Annotated in this window: 16 protein-coding genes and 1 pseudogene; 7 read left to right on the forward strand and 10 right to left on the reverse strand. The window is 52.9% G+C overall.

Annotated elements, in window-relative coordinates:
- Positions 1-149: 149 nt before the first annotated feature.
- From RW65_RS15535 to RW65_RS15545, 3 genes and pseudogenes are all read right to left on the reverse strand, one after another.
- Positions 150-392 (reverse strand): annotated as a pseudogene (locus RW65_RS15535) (nicotinate phosphoribosyltransferase); the annotation flags it as partial.
- A 1-nt stretch (position 393) separates the two neighbouring features.
- Positions 394-1,359, reverse strand: a complete 966-nt coding sequence (locus RW65_RS15540) for a 5-bromo-4-chloroindolyl phosphate hydrolysis family protein (protein ID WP_039057691.1) — start codon at positions 1,357-1,359, stop codon at positions 394-396.
- Positions 1,360-1,373: 14 nt separating this feature from the next.
- Complete coding sequence (locus RW65_RS15545; RefSeq protein WP_039057692.1) at positions 1,374-2,498, reverse strand: toxic anion resistance protein; 1,125 nt, start codon at positions 2,496-2,498, stop codon at positions 1,374-1,376.
- Positions 2,499-2,674: 176 nt separating this feature from the next.
- On the opposite strand from RW65_RS15545, the gene RW65_RS15550 reads away from it, so the two are divergent.
- The 3 genes from RW65_RS15550 to RW65_RS15560 are packed head-to-tail and all read left to right on the forward strand — an operon-like array spanning position 2,675 to position 4,834.
- Entirely contained in the window at positions 2,675-3,694 is a 1,020-nt protein-coding gene (locus tag RW65_RS15550) for a hydrolase (protein ID WP_039057869.1), read from the forward strand.
- On the forward strand, positions 3,691-3,909 hold the full coding sequence (locus RW65_RS15555; RefSeq protein ID WP_039057693.1) for a YheU family protein: 219 nt from the start codon (positions 3,691-3,693) through the stop codon (positions 3,907-3,909). The genes RW65_RS15550 and RW65_RS15555 overlap by 4 nt, the downstream gene beginning before the upstream one ends.
- A gap of 55 nt (positions 3,910-3,964) precedes the next feature.
- Positions 3,965-4,834, forward strand: a complete 870-nt coding sequence (locus RW65_RS15560; RefSeq protein WP_039057694.1) for a phosphoribulokinase — start codon at positions 3,965-3,967, stop codon at positions 4,832-4,834.
- A 41-nt stretch (positions 4,835-4,875) separates the two neighbouring features.
- On the opposite strand, the gene RW65_RS15565 is transcribed toward RW65_RS15560, so the two are convergent.
- Positions 4,876-5,280 (reverse strand): OsmC family protein, encoded by a 405-nt coding sequence (locus RW65_RS15565; protein ID WP_039057695.1) that lies wholly within the window; start codon positions 5,278-5,280, stop codon positions 4,876-4,878.
- Positions 5,281-5,588: 308 nt separating this feature from the next.
- Here RW65_RS15565 and crp point away from each other — a divergent pair, with 308 nt between their 5' ends.
- Both crp and RW65_RS15575 read left to right on the forward strand, forming a co-directional pair.
- The gene (gene crp, locus RW65_RS15570) at positions 5,589-6,221 is read left to right on the forward strand and encodes a cAMP-activated global transcriptional regulator CRP (RefSeq protein ID WP_000242758.1); all 633 of its coding nucleotides are present in this window, start codon (positions 5,589-5,591) and stop codon (positions 6,219-6,221) included.
- 45 nt (positions 6,222-6,266) lie between these two features.
- Positions 6,267-8,345 carry a YccS/YhfK family putative transporter gene (locus RW65_RS15575; protein ID WP_039057696.1) on the forward strand — a complete coding sequence of 693 codons (2,079 nt, stop codon included), beginning with the start codon at positions 6,267-6,269 and terminating at the stop codon, positions 8,343-8,345.
- Here RW65_RS15575 and argD read toward each other — a convergent pair.
- The 6 genes from argD to RW65_RS15600 form a co-directional block, all read right to left on the reverse strand.
- Positions 8,335-9,555, reverse strand: a complete 1,221-nt coding sequence (gene argD, locus RW65_RS15580) for a bifunctional acetylornithine/succinyldiaminopimelate transaminase (RefSeq protein WP_039057697.1) — start codon at positions 9,553-9,555, stop codon at positions 8,335-8,337. The two genes, RW65_RS15575 and argD, sit on opposite strands and share 11 nt — an antisense overlap.
- A gap of 87 nt (positions 9,556-9,642) precedes the next feature.
- Positions 9,643-10,206, reverse strand: a complete 564-nt coding sequence (gene pabA / locus RW65_RS15585; RefSeq protein WP_039057698.1) for an aminodeoxychorismate synthase component 2 — start codon at positions 10,204-10,206, stop codon at positions 9,643-9,645.
- 31 nt (positions 10,207-10,237) lie between these two features.
- The gene (locus RW65_RS15590; RefSeq protein WP_039057699.1) at positions 10,238-10,840 is read right to left on the reverse strand and encodes a putative adenosine monophosphate-protein transferase Fic; all 603 of its coding nucleotides are present in this window, start codon (positions 10,838-10,840) and stop codon (positions 10,238-10,240) included.
- On the reverse strand, positions 10,830-11,000 hold the full coding sequence (ficA, locus tag RW65_RS22125; RefSeq protein ID WP_072037775.1) for a FicA/YhfG family antitoxin: 171 nt from the start codon (positions 10,998-11,000) through the stop codon (positions 10,830-10,832). Before ficA ends, RW65_RS15590 begins: the two co-directional genes overlap by 11 nt.
- Before the next feature lie 105 nt (positions 11,001-11,105).
- The gene (gene ppiA, locus RW65_RS15595) at positions 11,106-11,678 is read right to left on the reverse strand and encodes a peptidylprolyl isomerase A (RefSeq protein WP_039057700.1); all 573 of its coding nucleotides are present in this window, start codon (positions 11,676-11,678) and stop codon (positions 11,106-11,108) included.
- Positions 11,679-11,834: 156 nt separating this feature from the next.
- Positions 11,835-13,130 carry a cytosine deaminase gene (locus RW65_RS15600; RefSeq protein ID WP_039057701.1) on the reverse strand — a complete coding sequence of 432 codons (1,296 nt, stop codon included), beginning with the start codon at positions 13,128-13,130 and terminating at the stop codon, positions 11,835-11,837.
- 240 nt (positions 13,131-13,370) lie between these two features.
- Between RW65_RS15600 and nirB the strand changes: the two genes are divergently transcribed.
- Positions 13,371-15,914: a nitrite reductase large subunit NirB gene (nirB, locus tag RW65_RS15605; RefSeq protein WP_039057702.1), complete on the forward strand. Its 2,544-nt coding sequence runs from the start codon at positions 13,371-13,373 to the stop codon at positions 15,912-15,914.
- On the forward strand, positions 15,911-16,237 hold the full coding sequence (gene nirD / locus RW65_RS15610; protein WP_039057703.1) for a nitrite reductase small subunit NirD: 327 nt from the start codon (positions 15,911-15,913) through the stop codon (positions 16,235-16,237). The genes nirB and nirD overlap by 4 nt, the downstream gene beginning before the upstream one ends.
- Positions 16,238-16,311 lie beyond the last annotated feature (74 nt).

Here is a 16,311-nt window from a genome sequence, read left to right on the forward strand (position 1 = left end):
TGGTGAGAAAGTCATCAATTAAGCAGGAGGGCGAATCGTTAGCCTGAGAGTAATAATCAATAAAACAATTCGTGATGTAGATCAGTTTCAACAGGCGAGAAAAGTTTTATGGAAGCTGGCGGTACAGGCGTACCGCCGATGGCAGAGGGTTATTGTTGGCTGGCCAGACGCTGGCGAATCTGTTCGAAGTGCTCAGTTTGGTAAAGCTTACCGTCCAGGAAGCGGGTTTTCAGCTCACCGCCCTGCTCCTGCTCCCGGCTCTGTTCATCATGCAGTTGCAGCTCGCCCTGCGCATCACGTTCCACGCGCAGCAGACCGCGCGCCGAGCGTTTCAGTCCGCTGTCGGTTTTCGGCTCTTTGAAAATCATCCGCCCTTCGCCGTTGACCGCACCGTTATTTACTGTACCCGTCGGTTTTTAACATTTTATCCAGCGTAGAAAGTTCCGTTTGCAAATCGGTTTGATCGTTTATTAACAGCTCCTGGTGTTTCTCATAAAAGGCATGAGTGAGCTTTTGTAATGCGGCGAGTTGCTCATTGAAAGCCTGTTCTTGCTTATCAGTAGGTAATTGCAGCGAAAGTGAAGCCCCTTTAGTCACAACCATCTCGACCATTGGCAAGTAGCGCTCAAGAAATTGCCGCCCCGCCACCTCATCCCTTTTATCTTCCCGCATGCACTTTTCAATCATACTGGCGTAGCGGGTAATGCCACGTAGCTCACTTTGCAGAAGCGCAGGTAAATCGTCGATACGTTCCAGTTGGAAAATCATTCGCACTATTGCATCTTTTGCCTCACGTTCACATGTGAGATTTTCTTGCATCGCCTGTTGTTGGCGCTGTTTACGTGCCTCAACGTTCTGCAATACATATTTAATAAAATAATACGCAGCGGGCAGCAGGATAAAGAGTGAAAGGTAAACCGGATGTGCGGTGAAAGAATAAAGTTTCCTATAAGCTACGAACGCACCGATCCCTAAAAAAAGATACCAAAAATGAATGGCCCTGACGTTACGCCGGCTGCGATACAGGTGATAGAGCAGCGTCATGGTTGCCGCCCAAAAAGGCATTGCCGCTGCATCGCCAAAGAATAACCATACGATTCCCGCTGACGCACCCAACCCTAAAGCGGGACGATCAAAAAGAAGTCCCCTGCACAAAATAGAAAAAGCCATCCAGTTGAGAAACAATAACGCCCCCACCCAACCGGTTTCAGAGACTATTCCAGGGAGTACCTCGCTGACATACTCGCTGGTTTTAATAGAAAAAACCGATGCACAAATAAAAAGAATGCAGTGAAGGATAATACGCATCCATATGCTGCAACTGATTTTATCTAAAGCATTTGCTAGCTTTTTTAACATGACGTTTCCCTGTCTTAAGCCTGCCCACCATTACTACCGGCGATGCTCGCCAATCGACTGCGCATTTGATCTTCCATAGAGATAAGCTCTTTTTCGACTTCAGCGCGACGCGTCCGGGCATCAGCGGCAATTTTGACAGACTCTTCGAGTGTGTTGAGTAACCGCGACTGGACTTCTCGCAGTGTTTCAATATCCACGACTGAGCGTTCTACTTCGCGGGCCGTATCTATGGTGCCGGTTTGCAACATTTCGGCATTACGACGCAGTAAATCATTCGTGGTATCAGCAACGTCTTTTTGCAGCTTCGCGGCACGGCGATGAGTTTGCAGGGACATTGACAATGCGATCTGGTTTTTCCAGATGGGGATGGTCGAAAGAATGCTGCTCTGGATCTTTTCCGCCAGTGACTGGCTGTTACTTTGCATAAGACGGATTTGCGGTGCGCTTTGCATGGCAATGGTGCGTGACAACATCAAATCATGTAAACGACGCTCGAAACGCTGGATTCCGTCAAGAAGATCACGTAAACGCTGCGCATCCAACGGACTGGCTGTTGCCTGAGCTTGCATTGCAGGTAACTCGTTCTGCTTAATTTCCTCAAGCTTTTGCTTACCCGCAACCAGATGTAGCGTGATTTGTTGGAAAACATCCCGGTTACGTTCAAAAAGGATCTCCAGCATCGAAAGATTACGCAGCAGTTCGACCATTGCCTGATTGAGTTTGCCTGTAATGGTATCGACCTGCTGCGCCAGCGTCTGGTACTCAAGCATCGTGCGTTCAATACGATTAAATAACGATCCCAGCAACGGAAGCGAGGCAAGCAGACCCGGCTTTTGCTCAAGAGCGCTGATATCCACTTTTTTGATTTTCTGAAGCAGATCGGTCAGTTGCCCGCCAATCACACCTGCGTCTTTGGCCCGTACTTCCTGCATTAACGCGTCAGAAAATTGAGAAATTTGGTTCATGGTTTTCGCGCCAAACGAGAGCGAAGAAATCGGATCGTAGATATTTATCTCGCTGAAAATTCTATTCATTTCTTCTTTTTCAGCCAGGGTTAATGTTTCATTGCCGGGCAGATCGTTAATAACGGGGCTTTGCTGTGGAGATGTGGCAAGTTCGTGCGAGGTAATATCCGTCACCTTAAACATCCTTATTGTTCAAAAAAATAGGCAGCAGTTTGTCTGAAATCATCTGCTTTTAAAAAAAATATTGACGCAAATACAAGCAGCTATACGTTACAACAGCAGCAAAGTATTAAACAGCCTATTTATTAGCAAGTATAATCATTGCCTGGTTCCTTACGTTTATTGACATGATGGCAGACATAACCCCTGCAAATTTCCATAATCCGATGGAAGAGACACATCTCTTTCATCCGATGCCGGGTGCGCGTAATCCGCATCTGCAAACGATGCTGCCACGCATTTTGCGCCGTCGCCTGCAGTTCGATCCCTGGTGGCAGCGCCTTGAGTTACCGGATGGCGACTTCGTTGATTTGGCATGGAGTGAAGAGCCGCGTCAGGCGAAACACAAGCCGCGGCTGGTGGTGTTTCACGGCCTTGAAGGAAGCCTGCACAGCCCCTACGCGCACGGATTAATACATGCGGCGAAACAGCGCGGTTGGCTTGGCGTGGTGATGCATTTTCGCGGCTGTAGTGGGATTCCAAATCGCCTGAACCGTATTTATCACTCCGGTGAAACCGAGGATGGCACCTGGTTTTTACAGTGGCTACGTGAGGAGTTCGGCCCGGCACCCACTGCGGCGGTGGGTTACTCGCTGGGCGGGAATATGCTCGGCTGTTTACTGGCGAAAGCGGATGATGATTTACCTGTCGATGCAGCGGTCATTGTCTCTGCACCGCTGGTGCTGGAAGCCTGCAGCGCGCATATGGATAAAGGCTTTTCTCGGGTCTATCAGCACTATTTGCTCAATCTGTTGAAAGCCAATGCCGCACGCAAACTGCGTGCTTACCCCGGCTCGCTGCCCACCACCTTGCCTGCGCTGCGTAAATTACGTCGTATCCGCGAGTTTGACGATCTGATTACCGCCAAAATCCATGGTTTTGCCGACGCGCTGGACTATTATCGCCGCTGCAGCGCGATGCCGGTATTGCCGGACATTCGCAAACCGATGCTGATCATCCACGCGAAAGACGACCCGTTTATGGATCACCATGTCATCCCGGATAGCGGACATCTACCGTCTAATATTGAGTATCAGCTGACGGATCACGGCGGCCACGTCGGGTTTGTCGGCGGTACCTTACGTCGCCCGGAAATGTGGCTGGAAAAACGCATTCCGGCCTGGTTATCCACTTATCTGGAAAGACGATGATTATTCCCTGGCAAGAGATTGACCCGCAGACGCTGGACAACCTGATTGAGAGCTTTGTCTTGCGCGAAGGCACTGATTATGGTGAACATGAGCGTTCACTTGAGCAAAAGGTCGCCGATGTTAAACGACAGCTGCAACGCGGCGAAGCCGTGCTGGTGTGGTCGGAACTGCACGAGACGGTCAATATTATGCCGCGCGGGCAGTTTCACGACTAACAGGCTTTAAGGCGGCTGGCTATACTGAAAACAATCGTTTATTCAGGGAGTTGCTATGTCCGCCAAACATCCGGTTATTGCCGTCACGGGCTCCAGCGGCGCGGGAACCACCACTACCAGCCTCGCCTTCCGTAAAATCTTCGCCCAGCTCAATATGCATGCGGCCGAGGTGGAAGGTGACAGCTTCCACCGTTATACCCGCCCGGAAATGGATATGGCTATCCGTAAAGCCCGCGATCTGGGACGGCATGTGAGCTATTTCGGCCCGGAAGCCAATGATTTTCCGCTGCTGGAACAAACCTTTCATGAGTACGGCCAGAGCGGCAAAGGCCAGGCGCGCAAATATCTGCATACTTATGATGAAGCCGTACCGTGGAATCAGGTGCCCGGCACATTTACCCCCTGGCAGCCATTGCCGGAGCCGACCGATGTGCTGTTTTACGAAGGGCTGCACGGTGGCGTAGTCACGCCGCATAACGATGTCGCACGGCATGTGGATTTACTCGTCGGCGTAGTGCCGATTGTCAATCTGGAGTGGATCCAAAAACTGGTACGCGATACCAGCGAGCGCGGGCATTCTCGTGAAGCGGTGATGGATTCCGTCGTGCGTTCGATGGAAGATTACATCAACTTTATTACGCCGCAGTTCTCCCGCACGCACATCAACTTCCAGCGCGTACCGACGGTGGATACCTCCAATCCTTTTGCCGCAAAAGGCATTCCGTCGCTGGATGAAAGTTTTGTGGTCATTCACTTTCGTAATCTGGAAGGGATTGATTACCCATGGCTACTGGCAATGTTGCAGGGTTCGTTTATCTCGCACATCAATACGTTAGTGGTACCGGGCGGGAAAATGGGGTTGGCGATGGAGTTGATTATGACGCCGCTGGTGCAAAGGCTGATGGAAGGCAAAAAAATTAAGTAATACAGAAGCCCGGTACGCCGCGCGCCACCGGGCTTTTGGGATCAGGCTTCGATAACTTCGTAAGAGTGCGTGATGTTTACCGCCTTTTCCAGCATCAGCGCCACGGAGCAATACTTCTCGGCTGAAAGGTCTACCGCGCGGGAAACCGCCGCGTCTTTCAGCTCTTTGCCGGTGACGATAAAATGCAGGTTGATGTGAGTAAAATAGCGGGGAGCTTCTTCGCGACGCTCTGAAGTGAGTTTCACTTCGCAATCGGTCACCTCCTGACGCCCTTTTTGCAAAATTGAGACGACATCAATAGCGCTACAGCCGCCTGCCGCCATCAGCACCATTTCCATCGGGCTTGGCGCTTTGTCGCCGGAGTTGCCATCCATCAGAATCTGATGGCCCGAAGCGGACTCACCCAGGAAGGTTAACCCTTCAACCCATTTCACACGTGCCTGCATTTTATTCACTCCGCAGTGACAAATTTCTTTACAGATTACGCGTACATAACAAAACTCGCAACGGAAGGCGACCTGGGTCATGCTGAAGCGAGACACCAGGAGACACACGGATAAAGCTATGCTAAAACAATCGGGATGCTACAGAGATACATAGAGTTTTATGCATGTACGCAAAGGACATCATACTTTTGAGACCGCAGATGACGCTGACGGTCCATTTCCCAGGAAGCGGAAAGCTTAGATTGCAACCCTGGACGCAGGGGTTCATCCTGTGTCTGGAGACAGCTTATAACAGAGGATAATCGCGCATGGTGCTTGGCAAACCACAAACAGACCCGACGCTTGAATGGTTCTTGTCTCATTGCCACATTCATAAGTACCCGTCGAAGAGCACGCTAATTCACCAGGGTGAAAAAGCGGAAACGCTGTATTACATCGTTAAAGGCTCAGTGGCAGTGCTAATCAAGGATGAAGAGGGTAAAGAGATGATCCTCTCTTACCTTAACCAGGGAGATTTTATTGGTGAACTGGGCTTGTTCGAAGAGGGTCAGGAGCGTAGTGCATGGGTACGCGCTAAAACTGCCTGTGAAGTGGCCGAAATCTCCTATAAAAAATTTCGTCAGTTAATCCAGGTTAACCCGGACATCCTGATGCGTCTCTCTTCGCAGATGGCGCGTCGTCTGCAGGTGACGTCAGAAAAAGTAGGCAACCTGGCCTTCCTGGACGTAACCGGTCGTATCGCACAAACGCTGTTGAACCTGGCAAAACAGCCGGACGCAATGACCCACCCGGACGGCATGCAAATTAAAATTACTCGTCAGGAAATCGGTCAGATCGTTGGTTGTTCCCGCGAAACGGTGGGCCGTATTCTGAAAATGCTGGAAGATCAGAATCTGATTTCCGCCCACGGTAAAACCATCGTAGTTTACGGAACGCGTTAATCCGTCTAACGGCGCAGCATCACCGCTGCGTCGTTCTCCTTCCTCATGTGGCGCAGGCTGATTTACCATCCGGAAGTCAACTATGCACTGCGGCAAACGCTGGTGTTGTGTCTCCCTGTGTCAATCGGGCTTGTGCTCGGTCATCTGCAACAAGGTCTGCTATTTTCTCTCGTTCCCGCCTGCTGCAACATGGCCGGTCTTGATACTCCTCACCAACGCTTCTTTAAGCGACTTATCGTCGGCGGAACGCTGTTTGCCGGCAGCAGCCTCACCGTTCAGCTCCTGTTGGCAGAAAATCTTCCCTTGCCGATTATCTTTATCGGTTTGACGCTGGTTTTAGGCATTACCGCTGAAATCAGCGCGTTACACGGTCGTCTGTTACCCGCGTCACTGATTGCCGCCATCTTTACCTTGAGTCTCGCCGGTACTATGCCGGTATGGCAACCGCTGCTTATTTATGTGCTGGGTACGCTGTGGTATGGACTGTTCAACTGGTTTTGGTTCTGGCTGTGGCGAGAGCAGCCGCTGCGTGAATCCCTGAGCCTGCTCTATCGGCAACTGGCGGATTACTGCGAGGCAAAATATAGCCTGCTAACGCAGCACGTCGATCCGGAAACCGCGCTGCCGCCTCTGCTTTCTCGTCAACAAATGGCAGTGGATATGATAAGCCAGTGCTATCAGCAACTGCATATGCTGGCCGCCAATCAAAATAACGATTACAAACCGCTGCTGCGCGTTTTTCAAATGGGTTTAGATCTACAAGAGCACATCTCCGTAAGTCTGCACCATCCCGCAGAGGTGCAAAAGCTGGTGGAACAAACCCGCGCCGAACAGGTGATCCGTTGGAACGCGCAAACCGTTGCCGCCCGCCTGCGCGTGGTGGCGGATGATATTCTTTATCATCGCTACCCCACGCACTTTACGATGGAAGCACAAATTGGCGCGCTGGAAAAAATCGCCCGTCAGCATCCGGATAATCCCGTTGGACAGTTTTGCGCATGGCATTTTAGCCATATCGCCCGCGTACTGCAGACTCAGCGCCCGCTCTATACGCGCGATCTGATGGAGGAAAAAGAGCGTCGCTTACCACTTTTCCAGGCGCTGAAAAGCTACTTATCGTTTAAGTCCGCCGCGCTGCGTAATGCGGCACGGATCAGCGTAATGCTCAGTATCGGCAGCCTGATGGGTATCGCACTGGATTTGCCGAAGCCCTACTGGATCCTGATGACGATTATGTTTGTGACGCAAAACGGTTATGGTGCCACGCGCGTGCGTATCCTGCATCGGGCAGCCGGTACGTTCGCGGGTTTGGTGGTTGCCGGAGCGACACTCCACTTCCACGTTCCGCTCGGTTTTACGCTGGCGACGATGCTGGTAATCACCCTGATAAGCTACCTGATTATTCGCAAAAACTACGGCTGGGCGATGGTAGGTTTTACTATCACCGCCGTCTATACCCTGCAGTTGCTGACGCTCAATGGTGAAGAGTTTATCGTCACCCGGCTGATTGATACGCTGATTGGCTGCCTGATTGCCTTCGGCGGTATAGTCTGGCTGTGGCCGCAGTGGCAAAGCGGTTTACTGCGCCAGAATGCCCACGATGCGCTGGAAATGGATCAGCAGGCAATTCGCCTGATCTTAAGCGATAACCCGGAGCCAACACCGCTGGCCTGGCAACGTATGCGCGTTAATCAGGCCCATAACGCCTTATTTAACTCCCTTAACCAGGCGATGCAGGAGCCGGGATTCAATACACGCTATCTGGCGGATATGAAATTATGGGTCACTCACAGCCAGTTTATCGTCGAGCATATTAATGCGATGACGACGCTGGCGCGTGAACATACGATGCTTACGCCGGACCTGGCGCAGCGTTATTTACAAGCCTGCGAAATTGGCCTGCAGCGCTGTCAGCAGCGGCTGGAGTATGACGGGCCGGGGGATTCCGGCGATGTGAATATTCTGGAAGCGCCTGAAACCCTTACGCACGGGCCAATGAGCACGCTTGAGCAGCACTTGCAGCGTGTTATCGGGCATCTGAACACCATGCACACCATTTCGTCGGTGGCGTGGCGTCAGCGCCCGCATCACGGTATCTGGCTTAATCGCAGGCTTAACCGTTAACGACCTTTGCGACCGCGTCGGTAAAGCGTTTCATCCCTTCCTCAATATCCTGCGCCTCGATAATCAGCGAGGGGACAAAGCGCATCACATTCGGCCCTGCGTTCAATACCATCACCCCTGCGTCAGCAGCGGCATAGAGGAAATCGCGCGCGCGGCCGTGATACTTCGGCGTCAACTCTGCGCCAATCAACAACCCCATACCGCGAATGTCGCGGAACAGGTCGAATTTATCGCTAATTTGGTGTAAATGCTGCACAAACAGCTGACGTTTTTCCTGCACGCCGTTCAGCACCTGCGGCGTGTTAATAATATCAAATGCCGTACCGGCAACGGCGCAGGCCAGCGGATTGCCGCCGTAGGTAGAACCGTGGGAACCGGCGTGGAACACGCTGGCGATGTCATGAGTAGTCAGCATCGCGCTAATGGGAAAACCGCCGCCGAGGGCTTTGGCGCTGGTGAGAATATCCGGCGTAACGCCATAGTGCATATAGGCAAACAGCTCGCCGCTGCGGCCCATGCCGCACTGCACTTCATCAAACACCAGCAGCGCGTCATGTTTATCGCACAGCTCGCGCAGGCCTGTGAGGAATTCCGGCGTCGCGGCAGTCACTCCACCTTCGCCCTGAATCGGCTCTACCACCACCGCGCAAGTGTGATCGTCCATCACCGCTTTAACGGCATGGAGATCGTTAAACGGCACATGGATAATATCCGCCGGTTTAGGGCCAAAGCCGTCGGAATATTTCGGCTGACCGCCGACGCTGACGGTAAACAGCGAGCGTCCATGAAAAGCGTTATGGAAGGCGATAATTTTCGTTTTGTAGGGGCTGTGGCGAGTAGATGCATAAAAACGCGCCAGCTTAAAGGCCGTTTCATTAGCTTCCGTGCCGGAGTTCATAAACACCACGCGCTCGGCAAAGGTGGCATCGATAAGTTTACGTGCCAGGCGTAAGGCGGGTTCGTTGGTAAAGACATTGCTGGTGTGCCACAGCGTTTCGCCCTGGGTTTTTAGCGTCTCCACCAGCGCCGGATGACAGTGTCCCAACGCGGTTACCGCAATTCCCCCGGCAAAATCAACGTACTCTTTACCCTGCTGATCCCACACCCGGCTGCCTTTACCCTTCACCGGGATAAACTCGGCCGGCGCGTAAATTGGCAGAATAACGTCATCGAAGTTTGCACGTGTTACCGCGTCTTGCTGAGTTGCCATCGAATGCCCATCCCGTCATAGATGATTTTGATAGTGAAAATATAATCACGAAATATGCATAAAAAATCACTGAATGGCAACCTGAAATCAGCGATCGAGGAAGTTTTTCAATAACTGATGGCCCTGCTCGCTGAGAATGCTTTCCGGGTGGAACTGCACCCCTTCCAGATCCCACTCGCGGTGACGAATGCCCATAATCTCGTCGCTTTCACTCCAGGCGGTGACTTCAAAGCACGCCGGTAGCGTAGGCGGATCGATTAACAGCGAATGGTAGCGGGTGACGGTTAACGGATTATTAAGCCCGCAGAAAACGCCCGTCGCGTTATGGGTGATGGGGGATGTTTTGCCGTGCATTACTCGCTGCGCACGAATAATAGTGGCACCAAACACCTGGGCAATCGCCTGATGGCCAAGGCAAACGCCCAGTATCGGCAATTTACCCGCATAATGTTGAATCACCGCCAGCGAAACGCCGGACTCATCCGGCGTGCAGGGGCCCGGCGATATCACGATTTTGCGCGGCGCCAGCACGGCGATATCCGCGAGGGTTATCTCATCGTTACGCCGCACCTCTACCTGTGCCCCGAGCTCACAAAAATATTGATACAGGTTCCAGGTAAAGGAGTCGTAATTGTCGATAAGCAGGATCATAGCGGCCTCAGAAGTGACAGACCGCCCTAGTTTACTCACTTTCGACGGCTTCGCTCACCACTTTATGAAACAGGTTAGCCAGCGGTGCTAAATCGCCCATCGCGCCCGTCTGGTTGGCATCGCGCCATTGGTCGGGGTCGATATCACGCCAGTCGAGGGTAAAACCGGCATGGAGCGCCAGCTGTTCGAAGAAGATGCGCTGGGCAATACCGTTGCCGAGGCGGAACGGATGCAGCACGTTGATCTCACAGTAATAATGCGCCAGCCGTTCAACAAACGCCTCTTTCTCCAGCCCGCACAGCCACTCTTCATCTTCGAGCTGCTGCATCAGGGCGTTGCCCTCTTTTTCGATATATTCGAAATGGCAAAAACGGGTATCGCCCTCGTAAATGTCCACTTCGCGGATCTGCCCGGCCCAGTCGAAGACATCCTGATAGAGATGCTGATGAATGGCACAAAGATGCGGCAGACCGCGCACCATTGGGCCAAGCTCCAGGGTTGCGGCGCGCAAGGCGGTGAACTGCCAGGCAGCCTGTTCAAGCCGCTGTGGCTGGCGGATGCCCAACTCATTGCGCATCACATTCAGACCCGGATAGAGATACGGATCGCGTCCGTCGCCAAATTTATCGCTCATACTCCCTCCGCAGTTCTGCAAGACGCTCTTCGGCTTCCTCGCTACTCAGCGTTATCAGCTCGCTGTCGACGTTTTCCAGCCGTCTGCTGGCCTGAAAATTGGCATTGCGTCGCTGCTCCCAAAGGCGGGATTTTTGCCGGTCGGTGAGTTTTTTCTTCATTGCGCCTCCCTGTTTCACATATCTGTGCCCAAATTATATGCAGAAATGGGACGTTACGCCGGGAAGCTAAAGAAGCACGGGTCGAATGACCCGTGCCGGGGAAACTTAGGGCAGCACTTTCGCGGAGAGGATAACGACGGGTTTGGTCGGGACATTCTGATAAGGCCCAACATCGTGCGTCGGTAGCTGGGCAATCTTATCGGCCACGTCCATGCCTTTCACCACTTTACCAAACACCGCATAGCCAAAGTCGCGTTGACCGTGATCGAGGAATGCGTTGTCGGCAACGTTGATAAAGAACTGGCTGGTCGCGCTGTCTTTATCGGCGGTACGCGCCATCGAAATGGTGCCGCGCGTATTACGCAAACCGTTATCGGCTTCGTTTTTAATCGGCGGATTAGGCTGCTTCTGCTGCATCTGTTCGTTAAAACCGCCGCCCTGCACCATAAAACCCGGGATTACGCGGTGAAAGGTGGTGTTGTTATAGAAGCCGTTATTGACGTAATCAAGGAAGTTCTTCACCGACACAGGGGCTTTCTGATTGTTCAGCTCCAGTTCGATGTTGCCGGCGGAGGTGGTGAGCAGAACATGAGGATCGCCTTTTGCCGCCAGCGCAGCAGACGAAAAGGCAGAAAGGGCTATTACAGCCGCAACAGCCGCCAGAGTCGATTTAACCATAAGGTTTCCTTAACGAAGAGCAGTAAAGAAAGCGAGTTGCTTGATTCTAAAGAGCCGTCAGCCAGCAGGCCAGCCTTTTACCTAATTTTACGTAATTTGTACCAGATGTAACGTCACACCGCTCACAACCTGCTGTGCCGTTCTGCTTTCTCCCCATCAGGGGCGCAGACGATTAAATAGCACTTCTTCGCCACCGTTATCTACTTTTATCCAGCTTTGGGCGGGCTGGGTAGTAGCAATAATGCGCCCTTGTCGAATCGACCAGCGCACCGGCGACTGGCAGCGCACCGCATCAAAACCGTTATCAACGGGCAAGATAATCATATTGGCCGGATTCCCGGTCTGAATACCGTACTTGGTTAATCCGCAGGTTCTGGCGCTGTTATCGGTGATCAGCCGCAGCCCATCAGTAATCTGCTGATAGCCCATCAACTGGCAAACATGCAGCCCCATATGCAGCACCTGCAACATATTGCCCGTGCCGAGCGGGTACCAGGGATCAAAAACGTCATCATGACCGAAACAAACGTTGATATCCGCCGCCAGCAGCTCTTTTACGCGCGTAATACCCCGACGTTTGGGATAATCGTCAAAACGCCCCTGCAAATGAATATTCACCAGCGGGTTAGCGACAAAGTTGATGCCGGAGAGTTTTAATAAGCGAAATAGACGCGAGGTATAGGCGCCATTGTAGGAGTGCATGGCGGTGGTATGGCTGGCGGTAACGCGCGGGCCGATACCCATTTTCAACGCTAACGCCGCAACGGTTTCGACAAAACGCGACTGCTCATCATCGATTTCATCACAGTGGATATCGAGGGGGCGGTCATATTTTTGCGCCAGCGCGAAAGCGATATGCAGTGACTCAACGCCATACTCACGGGTGAATTCAAAATGCGGGATGGCACCCACGACATCCGCGCCAAGCTGGAGCGCCTCTTCAAGCAGTGCGGCACCGTTAGGATACGAGAGGATCCCCTCCTGCGGGAAGGCAACAATTTGCACCTCAATCCACGGGGCAACTTCCGCCTTGACCTCCAGCATCGCTTTTAACGCCGTCAGACTTGGATCGGAGACATCAACATGGGTACGCACAAACTGCACGCCATTGGCCATTTGCCACTTCAGTGTCTGCCAGGCGCGCGCTTTGACATCTTCATGGCTCAACAACGCCTTGCGTTCGGCCCAGCGCTCAATGCCTTCAAACAGGGTGCCGGATTGGTTCCAGTGCGGCTCTCCGGCGGTCTGCGTAGTATCCAGATGAATATGCGGCTCGACAAAGGGCGGTAGCGCCAGTCCACCGCGTGCATTCAGGGCTTCAATATTATCGTTATGCGTCTCAGCCATCGGGGTGATTTCGCCAAAATGCCCCTTTTCAATGGCAATCTGCCATAACCCGTCGCGATCGGGTAAATGCACATTCTGAATTAACCAAAGCGGTGCTGCTGACATAGCGTTACTCCCTTTTTTTCCCTGCGCTCATTTGTAGCAGACGCCGGAGTAAAAACCCTCATTTTTTGTACAGAAATTCCGCAAACCATAAATACCAGTGATATCCGCAACTTAGAAAAACCACTAAAAATCAAAGATCTACTCATTAAGTGGTATGCGAAGGTGTATTTGATGTACATCAATAACCCACAAAGCTGAATCGTTAAGGTAGGCAGTAATAGAAAAGATATCGAGGCAAAAATGAGCAAAGTCAAACTCGCTGTAATCGGTAATGGCATGGTCGGCCACCGTTTTATTGAGGATCTCCTCGATAAAGCCGAAGCCAGCCAGTTCGATATTACCGTCTTCTGTGAAGAGCCGCGTAAAGCCTACGACCGCGTCCATCTCTCTTCCTACTTCTCCCACCATACGGCTGAAGAGCTGTCGCTGGTGCGTGAAGGATTTTATGAGAAACACGGCGTTAAAGTGCTGATTGGCGAACGTGCGATCACTATCAACCGTCAGGAAAAAGTGATCCACTCCAGCGCCGGACGCACGGTTTATTACGACAAGCTGATCATGGCAACGGGCTCTTACCCCTGGATCCCGCCTATTAAAGGTTCCGAAACGCAAGACTGCTTCGTGTACCGCACCATTGAAGATTTGAACGCCATTGAATCCTGCGCACGCCGCAGCCGCCGCGGTGCGGTCGTTGGTGGTGGCCTGCTCGGTCTGGAAGCCGCCGGGGCGCTGAAAAACTTAGGCGTTGAAACCCACGTGATCGAATTCGCGCCCATGCTGATGGCGGAACAGCTCGACAACATGGGCGGCGAGCAGCTGAAGCGCAAAATTGAGAGCATGGGCGTGCGCGTGCACACCAGCAAGAACACCAAAGAGATCGTGCAGGAAGGCACTGAAGCGCGTAAAACCATGCGCTTCGCCGACGGTAGCGAGCTGGAAGTCGACTTTATCGTCTTCTCCACCGGTATTCGCCCACGTGACAAACTGGCGACCCAGTGCGGGCTGGAAGTGGCTCAGCGCGGCGGCATCGTCATTAACGATAGCTGCCAGACTTCCGACCCAAGTATCTATGCTATCGGCGAGTGCGCCAGCTGGAACAACCGCGTGTATGGCCTGGTTGCACCTGGCTACAAAATGGCGCAGGTCGCGGTAGATCATATCCTCGGCACGGCTAACGCCTTTGTAGGCGCCGATCTCAGTGCCAAACTGAAACTGCTTGGCGTTGATGTTGGCGGTATCGGCGATGCCCATGGCCGCACGCCGGGCGCACGCAGCTACGTCTATCTCGACGAAAGCAAAGAAGTCTACAAACGCCTGATTGTCAGCCCGGATAACAAAACCCTGCTCGGTGCCGTGCTGGTGGGTGATACCAGCGATTTCGGCAACCTGCTGCAGCTGGTACTGAATGCTATTGAGCTGCCGGAAAACCCCGACGCGCTGATCCTGCCCGCCCACGCGGCTGGCGGTAAACCGTCAATCGGCGTTGATAAACTGCCGGATAGCGCGCAAATCTGCTCCTGCTTCGACGTGACCAAAGGCGATCTGATTAGCGCTATTAACAAAGGCTGCCACACCGTTGCGGCGCTGAAAGCGGAAACCAAAGCCGGTACCGGCTGCGGCGGCTGTATCCCGCTGGTCACCCAGGTGCTGAACGCAGAGCTGGCGAAACAGGGTATCGAAATCACTAATAACCTGTGCGAGCACTTCGCTTACTCGCGCCAGGAGCTGTACCACCTGATCCGCGTTGAAGGGATTAAATCCTTCGATGAACTGCTGGCGAAATACGGCAAAGGTTACGGCTGTGAAGTGTGTAAACCGACGGTCGGTTCTCTGCTGGCCTCCTGCTGGAACGAGTATGTGCTGAAACCGCAGCACACGCCGCTGCAGGACACCAACGATAACTTCCTCGCCAATATCCAGAAAGATGGCACTTATTCCGTCATCCCGCGCTCCGCGGGCGGCGAAATCACCCCGGAAGGGTTGATGGAAGTGGGCCGTATCGCCCGTGAATTTAATCTCTACACCAAAATCACCGGCTCCCAGCGTATCGGCCTGTTCGGCGCGCAAAAAGATGACCTGCCGGAAATCTGGCGTCAGTTGATTAACGCCGGTTTCGAAACCGGTCACGCTTACGCGAAAGCGCTACGCATGGCGAAAACCTGTGTCGGTTCAACCTGGTGCCGTTACGGCGTGGGCGACAGCGTCGGCTTCGGCGTCGAGCTGGAAAACCGCTACAAAGGCATTCGTACACCGCACAAAATGAAGTTTGGCGTCTCTGGCTGTACCCGTGAATGTGCGGAAGCACAGGGTAAAGACGTGGGCATTATCGCCACGGAAAAAGGCTGGAACCTGTATGTCTGCGGTAACGGCGGTATGAAACCGCGCCACGCGGATCTGCTGGCGGCGGATCTCGACCGCGAGACTCTGCTGCACTATCTCGACCGCTTTATGATGTTCTACATCCGTACCGCTGACAAACTGACACGTACGGCTTCCTGGCTGGAAAGCATGGAAGGCGGCATCGACTATCTGCGCAGCGTGATTATTGATGACAAACTGGGCTTTGACGCGCAGCTGGAAGAAGAAATGACCCGTCTGCGTGAAGCGGTTATCTGCGAATGGACCGAAACGGTGAATACCCCGGCCGCGCAGGAGCGCTTCAAACACTTTATCAATAGCGACCGCCGCGATCCCAACGTGCAGGTGGTGCCAGAACGTCAGCAACATCGCCCGGCAACGCCGTATGAACGTATTCCGGTTGTGTTAGTGGAGGAAAACGCATGAGCCAGTGGAACACCGTTTGCAACATCAACGACATCATCCCGGCAACCGGCGTCTGCGCGCTGGTAAAAGAGCATCAGGTCGCGATTTTCCGCCCGCGTCATGATGATCAGCTGTACGCCATCAGCAATATCGACCCGTTTTTCCAGGCCAGCGTACTCTCTCGCGGCCTGATTGCTGAACATCAGGGCGAACTGTGGGTTGCCAGCCCGCTGAAAAAACAACGCTTCCGCCTGCGCGATGGCCTGTGCATGGAAGATGAGAGCCGCTCTGTCACGCACTTCGATGTCCGCGTGAAAGAGGGAGAAGTACAGATTAAAGCGTAACCCCTTTGCGGGGGCGCAATGCTCCCGCTTTTAATTTTTCTTTTAAACCTTTTCTCTTTAACTTTGGATAATCA

The organism is Enterobacter sp. Bisph1, from assembly GCF_000814905.1.
Lineage (GTDB): Bacteria > Pseudomonadota > Gammaproteobacteria > Enterobacterales > Enterobacteriaceae > Kosakonia.

Coding starts and splice junctions, on each gene's coding strand:
- RW65_RS15555 (WP_039057693.1), top strand. CDS start 3,691: ATGATTATTCCCTGGCAAGAGATTGACCCGCAGACGCTGGACAACCTG.
- RW65_RS15575 (WP_039057696.1), top strand. CDS start 6,267: ATGTGGCGCAGGCTGATTTACCATCCGGAAGTCAACTATGCACTGCGG.
- nirD (WP_039057703.1), top strand. CDS start 15,911: ATGAGCCAGTGGAACACCGTTTGCAACATCAACGACATCATCCCGGCA.
- pabA (WP_039057698.1), bottom strand. CDS start 10,206: ATGATCCTGCTTATCGACAATTACGACTCCTTTACCTGGAACCTGTAT.
- ppiA (WP_039057700.1), bottom strand. CDS start 11,678: ATGGTTAAATCGACTCTGGCGGCTGTTGCGGCTGTAATAGCCCTTTCT.
- RW65_RS15600 (WP_039057701.1), bottom strand. CDS start 13,130: ATGTCAGCAGCACCGCTTTGGTTAATTCAGAATGTGCATTTACCCGAT.
- RW65_RS15560 (WP_039057694.1), top strand. CDS start 3,965: ATGTCCGCCAAACATCCGGTTATTGCCGTCACGGGCTCCAGCGGCGCG.
- ficA (WP_072037775.1), bottom strand. CDS start 11,000: ATGAAGAAAAAACTCACCGACCGGCAAAAATCCCGCCTTTGGGAGCAG.
- crp (WP_000242758.1), top strand. CDS start 5,589: ATGGTGCTTGGCAAACCACAAACAGACCCGACGCTTGAATGGTTCTTG.
- argD (WP_039057697.1), bottom strand. CDS start 9,555: ATGGCAACTCAGCAAGACGCGGTAACACGTGCAAACTTCGATGACGTT.
- RW65_RS15540 (WP_039057691.1), bottom strand. CDS start 1,359: ATGTTAAAAAAGCTAGCAAATGCTTTAGATAAAATCAGTTGCAGCATA.
- nirB (WP_039057702.1), top strand. CDS start 13,371: ATGAGCAAAGTCAAACTCGCTGTAATCGGTAATGGCATGGTCGGCCAC.
- RW65_RS15550 (WP_039057869.1), top strand. CDS start 2,675: ATGGCAGACATAACCCCTGCAAATTTCCATAATCCGATGGAAGAGACA.
- RW65_RS15565 (WP_039057695.1), bottom strand. CDS start 5,280: ATGCAGGCACGTGTGAAATGGGTTGAAGGGTTAACCTTCCTGGGTGAG.
- RW65_RS15590 (WP_039057699.1), bottom strand. CDS start 10,840: ATGAGCGATAAATTTGGCGACGGACGCGATCCGTATCTCTATCCGGGT.